Origin of the sequence: Clostridium beijerinckii (assembly GCF_018223745.1) — a bacterium.
GTDB classification, from domain to species: Bacteria; Bacillota; Clostridia; order Clostridiales; family Clostridiaceae; genus Clostridium; species Clostridium beijerinckii.
Map to the genome: position 1 here is coordinate 1483226 of NZ_CP073653.1, position 14190 is coordinate 1497415.

General features: G+C 29.4%; 8 protein-coding genes. 6 read left to right on the forward strand and 2 right to left on the reverse strand.

Annotated features, from left to right (window positions below; all coding sequences use genetic code 11):
• The first annotated feature begins 255 nt into the window (after positions 1-255).
• The 5 genes from KEC93_RS06810 to KEC93_RS06830 all read left to right on the forward strand — a co-directional run bounded on the left by KEC93_RS06810 (position 256) and on the right by KEC93_RS06830 (position 6865).
• A complete protein-coding gene (locus KEC93_RS06810; protein WP_023973302.1) occupies positions 256-1569 on the forward strand; it encodes an ABC transporter substrate-binding protein in 1314 nt (437 codons plus the stop codon).
• A gap of 113 nt (positions 1570-1682) precedes the next feature.
• Positions 1683-2579 carry a carbohydrate ABC transporter permease gene (locus KEC93_RS06815; RefSeq protein WP_039772232.1) on the forward strand — a complete coding sequence of 299 codons (897 nt, stop codon included), beginning with the start codon at positions 1683-1685 and terminating at the stop codon, positions 2577-2579.
• Positions 2569-3402 carry a carbohydrate ABC transporter permease gene (locus KEC93_RS06820; RefSeq protein WP_023973300.1) on the forward strand — a complete coding sequence of 278 codons (834 nt, stop codon included), beginning with the start codon at positions 2569-2571 and terminating at the stop codon, positions 3400-3402. Before KEC93_RS06815 ends, KEC93_RS06820 begins: the two co-directional genes overlap by 11 nt.
• A 109-nt stretch (positions 3403-3511) precedes the next feature.
• Entirely contained in the window at positions 3512-5605 is a 2094-nt protein-coding gene (locus tag KEC93_RS06825) for a beta-galactosidase (protein WP_077868690.1), read from the forward strand.
• A gap of 327 nt (positions 5606-5932) precedes the next feature.
• The gene (locus KEC93_RS06830; RefSeq protein WP_077868689.1) at positions 5933-6865 is read left to right on the forward strand and encodes a ketopantoate reductase family protein; all 933 of its coding nucleotides are present in this window, start codon (positions 5933-5935) and stop codon (positions 6863-6865) included.
• 422 nt (positions 6866-7287) lie between these two features.
• On the opposite strand, the gene KEC93_RS06835 is transcribed toward KEC93_RS06830, so the two are convergent.
• Together KEC93_RS06835 and KEC93_RS06840 are read right to left on the reverse strand one after the other, a co-directional pair.
• Entirely contained in the window at positions 7288-9078 is a 1791-nt protein-coding gene (locus KEC93_RS06835) for a sensor histidine kinase (RefSeq protein WP_077868688.1), read from the reverse strand.
• Positions 9079-9108: 30 nt separating this feature from the next.
• The gene (locus KEC93_RS06840; RefSeq protein ID WP_077868687.1) at positions 9109-10662 is read right to left on the reverse strand and encodes a response regulator transcription factor; all 1554 of its coding nucleotides are present in this window, start codon (positions 10660-10662) and stop codon (positions 9109-9111) included.
• A 399-nt stretch (positions 10663-11061) separates the two neighbouring features.
• Here KEC93_RS06840 and lacZ point away from each other — a divergent pair, with 399 nt between their 5' ends.
• Positions 11062-14088 carry a beta-galactosidase, LacZ type gene (gene lacZ / locus KEC93_RS06845; protein ID WP_077868686.1) on the forward strand — a complete coding sequence of 1009 codons (3027 nt, stop codon included), beginning with the start codon at positions 11062-11064 and terminating at the stop codon, positions 14086-14088.
• The last annotated feature ends 102 nt before the right edge of the window (positions 14089-14190 follow it).

Here is a 14190-nt window from a genome sequence, read left to right on the forward strand (position 1 = left end):
ATTAAATCTAACGTGAAGATTAAATTCTTTTATTGAAAAAGACGAGTTTAATATTTACATCAAACTAATAAAAAAATGCTAATAACCAAAAAAAGTACAAATCCCAATATTAATATTATAAAATTATTACAAATTGATACCAATAATGCAATAACGTTTACTATATTGAGAATGCTATAATGTAAACAAATACATAACTAATATAAATTAGAAAATTATTTATGTATAAACTTTAATTTCAAGGGGGAATAATTTATGAAACTTAAAAAGATTATGGCTGCAGTTGTAACTGGCATGATGGCTTTTAGTTTAATAGCATGTGGTTCATCATCAGGTGGTAGCAATGCTTCATCATCAAGCAAAGGAAAAGATGATAAAACAATTACTATCTGGGCTTGGGATGATACATTCAATATAAAAGCAGCTAATATGGCTAAAGAAAAATATCTAAAGGATCACCCGGATGTAACTATTAACGTAGTAAGTATGGCACAAGATGATGTAGTGCAAAAATTAAATACAGGTCTTTCATCTGGAACATATGATGGGCTTCCTAATGTTGTGTTAATTGAAGACTATAAAATTCAAAATTATTTGCAATCTTATCCAGGCGAGATTAAAGATTTAAGTGGAAAAATAGATAAAAGTAAATTTATGGATTATAAATTAAAATCTATGCAGCAAGGTGATAAGACTTACGGGGTACCATTTGATAGTGGCGTAACAGCGTTATTTTATAGAACAGATTTAATTGAACAAGCTGGATATAAGAAAGAAGATATGCAAAACCTTACTTGGGAAAAATATATAGAAATTGGTAAAGCTGTTAAAGCTAAAACTGGAAAAGCTATGATAACTATAGATCCAAGTGATTTAAATCAACTAAGAGCTATGATGCAATCAGCTGGTTCATGGTATGTTAAAGATGATGGAAAAACAGTAAATATTGCTGGTAATCAAGCTTTAAAAGATGCAATTAATATATACAAGCAAATGGTTGATGCAGGAATTACAAAGCAAGTATCAGGATGGGATGCATTTATAGCAGCATTCCAAAAAGGTGACGTTGCTACTGTGCCAAGTGGATGTTGGGTTTCATCTTCAATACAAGCTTCTGAAGACCAGAGTGGAAAATGGGCAGTAGCAGCTATTCCAAGAATGGCTTCAAATCCAAAATCAGTTAATGCATCTAACCTTGGTGGTAGTAGCTGGTATGTTCTAGATAAGGTTGGAAATTCAGATTTAGCTGCTGACTTTTTAGCAAATACTTTTGCATCAGATGATGCTTTAATGAATGATTTAGTTCCAGCAATTGGTTTAGTAAGTACATTAAAATCAGCAAGTACAAGTGAAAATTATAGTAAGCCAATAAAATTTTATGGAGATCAACAAGTATTTAAAGATTTATCAGCTTGGGCTGAAAAGGTTCCATCTGTAAACTATGGTCTTTACACATATCAATTGGAAAGTGTTATGTCAGAAGGGATGCAGGCTATTGTTAATGGAGCCGATATAGACGAAACTCTTCAGAAAACTCAAGCTCAAGCAGAAGCAGCTGTAAGCAAATAACACAGATAAAATAACCGTAATTTGAAAAATATGAATTTGTAAAGGCTATTTGTTAAAAGTTTAAATATATGTTTAGCAAATGGCCTTTTATAAATCCTAAAGGAGTTGAAAAAATGAAACGCAAAATTGGATCTGGTATTAACAGCAAAGAAAACTTTTGGGGATGGATTTATGTAGCATTAGGTACATTTTTAATAGGACTATTTGTGTTTTTTCCAATGATACAATCTTTGATAATGTCACTACAATCAGGTAAAGGTAATAATTTAAAATTTAGTGGTTTTAGTAACTATGTGAGAATGTTTTCAGATGCAACTTTGATTAAAGCAGTTGGAAATACATTTATATTTTTAATAGTCCAAGTTCCAATAATGATTATTTTAGCACTTATTATTTCTTCAGTTCTCAATGATAAAAAATTAAAATTTAGTGGCTTTTTTAGAACAGCAATTTTCTTACCTTGTGTAGCATCTTTAGTTGGATATTCAGTTATTATAAAGAGCATATTTGCATCAGATGGTTTAGTAAATAAATTGCTTATCAATATACATTTAATTTCAGTACCAATTGAATGGATTACAGATCCATTTTGGGCTAAGATATTGATTATTATAGCCATAACATGGAGATGGACAGGTTATAATATGATATTTTATTTGTCAGGCTTACAAAATATTGATCATTCGATTTATGAAGCAGCAGAAATTGATGGAGCATCTCCATTTAAAAAATTCATATCTATAACAGTGCCACTATTAAAACCTATAATATTATTTACAACAATTACTTCAACAATTGGTACATTACAGTTATTTGATGAACCTATGAATATCACAAAAGGTGGTCCTGCCAATGCAACAACTACCATTTCTAAATATATATATGACTTATGTTTCACATATACACCAGACTTTGGATATGCAACAGCGGTAGCTTATCTTGTTGTTATTATAGTGGTAGTGTTAGCTATAATCCAATTCAAAATAGGAGGAGATAAGAATGACAAGTAAAATGAATAGAGTATTTAAATATATATTTTTGAGTATAGCATCTTTTGTTTCTATATTTCCGTTTTTTTGGATGGTTATTAGTGCAACAAATAAATCTGTTGATGTAACAAGAGGAAAACTAATTCCTGGGCATAGCTTTATGGAAAATTTAAATAATCTTTTTAAGCCAGAATTGGGATTTGCTTCTTCATTAGTTAATTCAGCAGAAATTGCGATTATAACTACAATTCTTGCACTCCTTGTTTCATCAATAGCAGGATATGGATTTGAAATATTTAGAACAAAAGCTAGAGATAGACTATTTAACATTTTACTTTTGTCTATGATGGTTCCATTTTCAGCTTTGATGATTCCATTATTCAAATTTTTCTCAAATTTAAAAAGTTCACCATTGGGCTTTCTTGGGGTGAATACATTATGGGCTGTAGTTTTGCCTAGTGTTTGTACTGCATTTTTAATTTTCTTCTTTAGACAAAATGCTAAATCATTTCCTAAAGAAATTTTAGAAGCAGCAAGAATTGATGGTTTGGGCGAAGCTGGAATTTTCTTTAAGATATTTTTCCCAACTATGAGAACAACCTATGCAGCAGCAGCGATTATAACATTTATGAGTGCATGGAATGCTTATTTATGGCCATTGATTGCATTGCAATCACCAGAAAAGAAAACTGTTTTACTTATAATTTCAAAGTTAGCGTCAAGTTACTCCCCAGATTATGGATTAATAATGATGGCTATAGTAATTACGACTTTACCAACTGCATTTGTATTCTTTGTTATGCAAAAACACTTTGTTGCAGGAATGACTGGTTCAATAAAATAAAATTTAATAGAACTAAAGTATAAGTATATATAAATTTTAAATAATATAATTCATTAAATAATTAGAATCTGAAAAAATAAGAGTTTTATAAAATATTGGAGGGTAGCTTGTGAAGAAGGAATTTCCTGTACTTAGTAGTAAAATAAATGGATTTTTGCATGGTGGTGACTATAATCCAGATCAATGGCTAAATTATCCCGAAGTATTAAAAGAAGATGTGAGGCTTATGAAACTTGCAAATTGCAATTGTGTATCAATAAACATATTTGGCTGGAGTTCAATAGAGCCGGAAGAAGGGAAATATACATTTGATTGGTTAGATAAAATTATGAATGATATGGAAGAAAACAATATTCATGTAATTTTATCGACGCCAAGTGGTGCAAGACCTGCATGGATGTCAGAAAAATATCCAGAGGTCTTAAGAGTAAATAGCGATAGAAGTAAAAATCTTCATGGTCAGAGACACAATCATTGCTTTACTTCACCTGTTTATAGAAAAAGAACATATGAAATAAATAAAATTCTTGCTGAGAGATATAAAGATCATCCAGCGCTTATTATGTGGCATGTTTCTAACGAATATGGAGGAGAATGTCACTGTGATCTCTGCCAAGATGCTTTTAGAGAATGGCTTAAAAGAAAGTACGATAATAATTTAGATAAATTAAATGAGGCTTGGTGGACTGGTTTCTGGAGTCATAGATTTAACAGTTGGTCACAAATCGAAAGTCCGTCTGAAAAGGGTGAGATGTTTGTTCATGGACATAATTTAGATTGGAAGCGGTTCGTTACAGATCAGACAATAGATTTTTATAAAAATGAAATTGCCCCCATAAGAGAAATAACACCTAACATACCTGTAACAGCTAATTTCATGGGTAATTATCCACGTATGGGCTTGTTCACAGGTTTAGATTATTGGAAGTTTGCAAAAGAAGTGGATGTAGTTACATGGGATAACTATCCTGCATGGCATAACGATTTTGAAAGTACTGAAGATCTTGCAGCTAATGTTAGTTTTGTGCATGATATATATAGGTCGTTAAAAGGTGGACATCCGTTTTTAATAATGGAAAGTACTCCGAGTCTAGTAAATTGGCATGATACTAATAAATTAAAGCGCCCTGGAATGCATTTATTATCATCAATGCAAGGTGTGGCTCATGGAGCAGATTCTGTTCTGTATTTCCAATGGAGAAAAGGAAGAGGAGCTTCGGAAAAATTCCATGGTGCTGTTGTAGATCACTGTGGCCATGAGAATACAAGAGTATTTAGAGAAGTTACAGAAGTTGGAGAAGTCTTAAAAAAGATTAAAGAAATCCAAGGGTCAATTAAAGAATCAGAAGTGGCCATAATATTTGATGTTGAAAACTTATGGGCTATCGATGATGCACAGGGATTAAAAAAATATAGAAAGGGCTATGAAGAAAGCTGTCAAGCAGCTTATAAAGTATTTTGGGAAAATGGAATTTCAGTAGATATTATTAATATGGATTGTGATATATCAGATTATAAACTTGTAATAGCACCAATGCTATATATGATAAGACCAAATGTTGCAGAAAGAATTAATGAATTTGTAAAGACAGGCGGAACTTTTGTAACTACTTATTTTAGCGGAATGGTGGATGAAAATGATCTTTGCTTCTTAGGAGGATTTCCAGGACCACTTCGAGAAGTAACTGGAATTTGGTCAGAAGAAATAGATTCACTATATGATAATGAAGTGAATTATATAGAATTTAAAAATGATAAAATTAAAGAATTAAAGAGCCAATATGAAGTAAAAGATTACTGTGACTTAATCCATGTAGAAACTGCAGAAGTTCTTGGAGTATATAAAGAAGATTTTTATGCGGATATGCCTGCGTTAACAGTTAATAACTATGGAGATGGAAGAGCATATTATATTTCAGCAAGAACGGGAGCAGATTTTAACAATGATTTTTATTCAAAGCTTTTTAAGGATTTAAATATTAAGAGTGTTATAGAGGGAAAATTGCCACAAGGTGTTACAGCTCAAATGCGTTCCAATAAAAATAATAAGTATACTTTCATTATGAATTTCACTGAAGAAGAAAAAAAGGTGGATTTAGGAGAAGAAATATATTTTGATATGCTTTCTGGAGAAGAAATCAGTGGAAAGATCATATTAGGTAAGTATGGTCTAAAAATACTAAAGCAAATTAATTGTAATTAATTATTAGAATGAGAAAAATTCTTTATGTATATATGTTGCAATAATAAATTCACATTTAAAATTCTAGTAAGACAAGTGTTTAGTTAAGGATAGAATGTAGAAATTAAATTTCGATATATATGTTAAAAAATTAATATATTACCCCCAATTAAGATAAAATCACTATAAATTAAAGGTTTGTAGTGATTTTATCTTATTTATAAGTGAGGAGAAAGAATGAAAATTAACAATGTATTAATTTAATGATATACTATAAATAAACTAAATAGGTATAAATTAGATAAAGTATTTTGAATAAATAATAAAAGGTGAAAGGATAAGTTATTTATGGATAATAGTAAAATTTGTGTTGTAGGGTTAGGTGGAGTTGGAGGATATATTGGCTGTATGTTTGCAAAGCATTTTTCTAATGTTTATTTTTTAGCAAGAGGAAAAAGATTAGAATCAATAAAAAATAATGGTTTGAAATTATACAGTAATCTTCATGGAGAATTAAACGTACATCCTAAATTAGCAAGCGATAGCGCTGATGAAATTGGAATAATGGATTATATTTTTATATGTGTTAAAAATTTTTCTTTAGAAGAAGTATGTAAACAAATAAAACCAATGATTAATGAAAATACTGTAATAATTCCATTAATGAATGGAGTTGGAGTATCTGAAAAAGTAAGAAAATTTATAAATGATGGCCAAGTTGTCGATAGTTTAATATATGTAGTTTCTGGGGCAGAAAAAGATTTTTCAATACATCATGCAAGTTCTTATTGTAAGATACATATAGGGTATGGCTTGGAAAACAATGATGAAGTAGAGAATGTATTAATTAGAATTCAAAAAATATTACAAGAAGCTGAAATTATTTGTAAAATAGAAAAAGATATAGAAGCTGCAATTTGGAGAAAATATATATTAAATTGTGCATATAACGTAATAACTGCTTATTATAACGCAACAACAGCAGAAATTATAAAAAATGATGAAGCAGTCAAGCAAATTAAAATATTACTAAAGGAATCTTGTGCCGTAGCTCGTAAATTAAAAATTAATATTTCTGATGATTTAGAAGAAGAGCACTTTTATCACTTAATGCATAACCAAGCTGGAGAATCAACAAGTTCATTAAAAAGAGATATTGAAGCAGGAAGACAAAATGAATTAGAGGTCTTTTCTGGAAAGTTAATTGAATTAGCTTTAAAATGTCAAGTAGAAGTTCCTATGAGTCAATTTTTCTATAATGAATTAAAGAAGAAAAGTTAATAATTATAAAATATGTTTTATTTATAGAAAACTATAATATGCTGCATTTGAAACTTAATATATATTCTAGAAATTTTAATTCATCAGAGATTACCTTAAACTATTAGGTGATTCAAAACAAATAATACTATAAGGAGTGAATTATATCATTTAGAACTTATATACAACATATTATAGTTTTTAAATTTTTATTCTTAAGTAATTTATATTCAAGTTAAATCTGTGGATGTTGTGCCCATTGAGGATATAAGTTATGGAAAAGACTGACTCAGAAAGTTATGGATCATAAAGAGAATTAAGAAGAAAATATATTTGCTTGCAAAAAATGTTCTTATATTCATAATAGTTCACTATTGCAGCATAGATACTCTTTTTATAAGTGCATAGCTATCATTTCTGATATACAGATTTTTCCCACATAGTTAATTCTCTACAAATTCCTTTTGAGCAGGAATTGTTACTCTTACAGTAGTCCCTTTACCTAATTCGCTGCTAATTGAAATACCATAATCATCGCCATATAGAAGTTTAATTCTATCATTAACATTTTGAATTCCAATACTTGTAAAATGTTCGTGTTTTTTAGAAGATTCTCTAAGAATCTTTTGTACTTCTTCATCTGTCATTCCGACGCCATTATCTATGATTTCACAAATTAGATTCTGATTTTGTTCATTTACAAACACATGTATAGATCCATTATTTCTTTCATTAAAGCCATGAAAAAATGCATTTTCAATGAAAGGTTGTAAAATTAATTTTGGAATTACATAGTTTTCGCAATTTGGAATTACGAAAAAATTTACATTAATATTATCTCCATATCGTATATGATTAATTAAAACATAATTATTTAAATTTTCGATTTCTTCTTGTATTGTTATCATTTCATTTTTATTACTAATAGTATTTCTAAGAAGTGATATAAATGCATCTATAGTTTGTATAGATTTTTCTGTGCTTCCTTGCCACATAAGCCATTTGATTGAAGCTAAAGTATTGTAAATAAAGTGTGGATTAATTTGCATCTGTAAAGCATGTATTTCGGCTTTTCTCTTTTCTTTCTGCATTTTTATTTGGGCATGGACATAATTATTTAATCCATCTAACATATAGTTAAAGTTAGTTGATAGTTCGCGAACTTCATAGCTTCCGACAACGGGAATATGATTATTGAAATCACCATGAATTATTTTAGGCATAACTTTAACAAGAGCTGAAATTGGTTTTGTGGTTCTTCGTATTACGAAGAAAGTAATAGCAATGAATATTGATGCAATTAAGATACTTACTGCTATAATTTCAGAAGAATCATATATTTCACTTAATACTATATTTTTATCAATCGTGCCAACTATATTAAAATTATAAGTTGGTAAATGTTTTGATAATATTGCTACATCAGAAGAATCTAATTTAGTGTTAACGTATTTGAGGTTATTATTTAAAATGACACTTGATATATTATATAAATCTAAATTTTTCGTTCCTATTTTTGAAGAAAGGCTAGAAGAAACAATAGTACCATCACTTGATATGATAGAAATACTATTACCATTACCTACAAAATAATCATAATATTTATGGAATGTATGCTCACTAATAAGTACATATACAAATCCATAGGGTTCTCTTGTAAGTTTATCACACAGAACCTTTATAGCTACAATTGTACTAGAGTTTTTTGTGAGTTTTGTAAAACCATGATCTAAGTATTGATATAGAACAGTATTCTTATTATCTAATGCTTTTTTAGTAAAGCTGCTATTTAAAACTTCATTAGTATCAAGGATAAGATGGTCATAATCGCTTGCTACATAGGTATTCCCATTAACGCCTACAGCTAGTACAGTAATATCATAAAGATCTTTATCAGGGATCATTTTATGGAAGCCTGTAAACATATTGTATAAAGTTCGATAATTTTGCTGTGGAGTAAGCTCCTTTTCTGATAAGTATCGCTGAAAATCAGGGATATAATCAATCGCATTCATAATGTTAATTGTATTATCATTAAATGTACTGAGTTCATTGCTAATTTGTGTTAAAACTTTATAATTTGATTTGCTGAAAGTATCAGCAAGTATATCCTTTGAAATTTTAATTGTAATAATTCCTATTGAAATAGATACTAAAATAACGCTTATAAGAACAACTGAAGCAACTCTAAAAAACAGGCTCGTAGAATGTATTGATTTTGATAATTTTAGCATAATGAAAAGTCCTTTCGTTTGTTACTAGTATTAATATCCTTTTTTTCTAAAAGCGCTAGGAGTGAGTCCGATAAATTTCTTGAAAACCTTACAAAAGTAACTTTGATCTGAGTAGCCAACCATTCCGCTTATATCTGAGATAGGAATGTCCTGTTTTAAAAAATCACAAGCTTTTTGTATTCTAATTTTATTAAGAAATTCATTAAACCCCTCTTCGTTATGGGAACTAAAGTAGGTTGATAAGTATGAATAATTAAAATTAAATAGCTTAGATACATTAGTTAAAGTAAGTTGCTCGTCGTAATGATCATGAATGTATTGAATAATTTTATTAATCATATGTGAATTTATTTTATTTTCATATGTGTCTATTATTTGTTTAAAGCGATTTAAGAGAGAGTTATAGGCCACAAGTAAGTCTTCTGAATATTTAGTGTTATCTATGTCATGAAAGCACTCTTGCTTTAATGAATTTAGCTTATTTAAATCAAAATTTAAATATTCTAAAGAAGTAATCACATTATAAAAAGAATTTTGAATCAATGTTTTTAATTCAAATTCTGTAAGAGATCTTTGATCAATAGCATTTGTAACGTATATTGTTAGCATTTCGAATGCATTCTGAAATTGCATTATAGAAATTGATTCTGAAAAACGCTTAAAATTAAATTTTTCTATTGGCGATGGTGTTTTGAAGTTGGAAGAGCACATTAAAGAAACATTTTTGTTGTAAAAATATTGTTGAGTTAACACTAGGAATTCCTTTTCGTATATATCCTTAATATTTCTACTAGAATAGAAGAAGTTGCTTAATACAAAAAATGCTTCTTTAAAACTATTTGAAACTATTTCTGAAATATTTTCTAGCTTACTAAATAGAGAATTATAACTTTTATCATCAAAATTTATAATTACAACTATGATTTCGTTTTTAATATTAGCGACTTGTATATTATAATTTGCATTTAAACCTTCTAAAGAAAATTCCTTGCCGATTTCTGAAATTGTAAAATCAATAATTTCAAGGCGTTTGCTATAATTATCATATATTTTCTTTGCGTTTAAACCAAATAAGCAAAATGATTGAAAAGTAAATATCGTATTAAAATAGTTAAAGTCAGGATCATTGTCAAAGCCAGATATAAGTCGATTTAAGGCGCTATTGGTGAGACTTAAAGAGTTTCCTTCTAAAGTATTTCTTTTCATTTTAATTGAAATCTTTTTTAGAGTACTTAATAACTCAGAAGGATTTAGAGAAGGTTTTAAAATATAATCAACAGCACCATTTTGAAAAGATGATTTAACATATTCAAAATCGCTATAACTACTTAAGATGATAATTCTTATCTTAGGGTATTTGTCCTGTACAAATTTAGCTAATTCAATTCCATTTATTTGAGGCATTACAATATCAGAAATTATAATGTCAGGAATATCCTTTTTTATCATTTCGAGAGCTTCTTGACCATTAGAAGCCTGTCCTATAATTTGGAAGCCTTCTTTTTCCCAATCAATCATATGAGTTATGCCTTGTCGCATAATAAATTCATCATCAACAACTAAAATTTTACTATATTCGTTCAATAGTTAGCACCTCTATTCTAAAATTACCACAAGATAGATAAATATTGTTTAATACTGATTATATCTTATAAATTAAAGGTTTTCAATTAAGTGATAAATTATTTTAGTAAAGTTTAGTAAAATATAATTGATTTTTTACTAAAAAGATAATAAAATGAAACTATAAATTTAGTTAATAGCATAAATCTAACTTCAGAAGATAGGATAAATTAAAGAGGTAATGTAATTGGTTACGAAGTAAGGTGTCCTAATAATATTAGCCCATAATTTTTTTTATTCTCATATATGTTTAAGTATTAATTAAATGTGACTTTATAAAAGAGTTACATTTAGTTAATACGATTAACAACTTTAATTTAAAAAAGCAATAACTCTACAAGGTGAAAGTGAGGTAAGAGTATGATTAATAATAAACCGTCATTAGATTGGCTAGAAGATCCAGAAATATTTAGAGTTAATAGAATAGATGCTCATTCCGATCATTGGTTTTATGAAAAAGTTGAGGATGTTAAATTAGAAGACGCCATGCCTCTTAAGCAAAATTTAAATGGAAAATGGAGATTTTCATATAGTGAAAATCCATCATTAAGAATTAAAGAGTTTTATAAGGATGAGTTTGATATAAATGGATTTGATTATATTGAAGTTCCAGGTCATATTCAGATTCAAGGATATGATAAATGTCAATATATCAATACTATGTATCCTTGGGAAGGTCATGATGAATTAAGACCACCTCATATTTCAAAAACATATAATCCGGTGGGAAGCTATGTAACATTTTTTGAAGTTAAAGATGAACTTAAAAATAAGCAGACTTTTATTTCCTTTCAAGGTGTTGAAACAGCATTTTATGTATGGGTAAATGGAGAATTTGTAGGATATAGCGAAGATACATTTACACCATCAGAATTTGATATTACTGACTATTTAAGAGAGGGAGAAAATAAACTTGCAGTTGAAGTTTATAAAAGGAGTAGCGCAAGTTGGATAGAAGATCAAGATTTTTGGAGATTTTCAGGCATCTTTAGAGATGTATACTTATATGCAGTTCCAGAAACTCATGTAAATGATATATTTATAAAAACAGATTTATATGATGATTTCAAAAATGCGAAGTTAAATGCTGAACTTAAAATGATTGGAAATTCAGAAACAACAGTTGAAACATATTTAGAAGATAAAAAAGGAAATAAAATAGCTATATCTGAAAAAGTTCCGTTTTCTGATCAGTTGACTTTATATTTAGATGCGCAAAATATAAGCTTATGGAGTGCAGAAGAGCCTAACTTATACACACTTTATATTTTAGTAAAGAAAAAAAATGGTACTTTAGTTGAGGTTGTAACTCAAAAGATAGGGTTTAGGCACTTTGAAATGAAGGATAAAATTATGTGTCTGAATGGAAAGCGTATTATCTTTAAAGGTGTAAACCGTCACGAATTTAGCGCAAGGCGTGGACGCTCAATTACGAAAGAGGATATGCTATGGGATATTAAGTTCTTGAAACAACATAATATTAATGCTGTTAGAACATCACACTATCCAAATCAAAGTTTATGGTACAAGCTTTGCGATGAATACGGGATTTATTTAATAGATGAAACAAATTTAGAAAGCCATGGTTCATGGCAAAAGATAGGCACTTGCGATCCTACTTGGAATGTGCCAGGAAGTCTTCCACAGTGGCAGGCAGCAGTTTTAGATCGAGCATCATCAATGGTTGAAAGAGATAAAAATCATCCATCTGTCCTTATTTGGTCATGTGGTAATGAATCTTATGCGGGTGAAGATATTTATCAAATGTCTGAATACTTTAGAAAAAAAGATCCTTCACGTTTAGTGCACTATGAAGGGGTAACTAGATGTAGAGAATTTGATGACACGAGTGACATGGAAAGTAGAATGTATGCAAAGGCAGCAGAAATAGAAGAGTATCTTAATGATAATCCAAAGAAACCTTATATCAGCTGCGAATACATGCACTCAATGGGTAACTCAACTGGTGGAATGATGAAATATACAGAACTTGAAGATAAATATTTGATGTATCAAGGTGGAGTTATTTGGGATTATGGCGATCAAGCTTTATATAGAAAACTTCCAGATGGAAAAGAAGTTCTAGCTTATGGAGGAGACTTTACAGATCGTCCAACAGATTATAATTTCTCTGGAAATGGTTTGATTTATGCAGATAGAACTATATCACCTAAAGCACAGGAAGTTAAGTACCTATATCAAAACGTAAAATTAGAACCAGATGCAAAAGGGGTGACTATTAAGAATCAAAATCTTTTTGTTAACACTGATAAATATGATTTATACTATATCGTTGAAAGAGATGGAAAACTAGTAAGAGATGGTTATCTAAATGTATGTGTAGCTCCAGGAGAAGAAAAATATATAGAACTTCCAATAGAAAAGTATAATTTTCTTGAAGAAATTGTACTTACAACCTCATTAAGATTAGTACAAGATACACTTTGGGCAGAAAAAGGATATGAAGTAGCATTTGGACAAAAGGTTATTAAAGAAAAATCAGATATGAATAATCATAATTCAGAGTCTGAAATGAAGATCATTCATGGAGATGTAAACATAGGGGTTCACGGAAAAGATTTCAAGGTTATATTCTCTAAACAAGAAGGAGGAATTGTATCCTTGAGATATAATAACAAGGAGTTTATAACAAGAACGCCAAAAACTTTCTATTGGAGAGCAACAACAGATAATGATAGGGGAAATAAACATGAATTTAGATGCGGTCAATGGCTGGCTGCTACTATGGGGCAGAAGTATGTGGATTTTTCAGTTGAGGAATTTGATGAGAAGATTACATTATATTATAATTATCAATTATCAACAGTGCCATCTACTAATGTTAAGATAACTTATGAAGTATCTGGAGAAGGAATAATTAAAGTAAATGTTAAGTATAAAGGAGTTAGCGGATTACCTGAACTGCCTGTACTAGGAATGAATTTTAAATTATTAGCCGAATTTAATTCATTTAGCTGGTATGGAATGGGGCCGGAAGAAAACTATATAGACAGATGTGAAGGGGCAAAACTTGGAATATATGAAAGTACACCAATAGAAAATCTATCAAGGTATTTAGTACCACAAGAATGTGGTAACAGGACAGGAACTAGATGGGTAGTAGTTAAAAATCATAAGAATGAAGGGCTTAAATTTACTTATGATAAAGTTCCATTTGAATTTAGTGTTTTACCATACAGCAACATGGAATTAGAAAACGCACTTCATATAGAAGAATTACCATCTGTTAATTTTACTCATGTGAATATAATAGGTAAACAAATGGGTGTTGGCGGAGATGACAGCTGGGGAGCACCAGTATTACCTGAATTCCGTATCGATTCAAGTAAAGATTTAGAATATAGTTTTGCAATTTCTAAAATGTAATACGCACATATAAGAACTAGAGATATCCAAAACAAAACTTAGACTTATGCAATAACTTACCGAAAGGACAGGTACTCTGTTGTTTCGGTTACTAAGAATAAG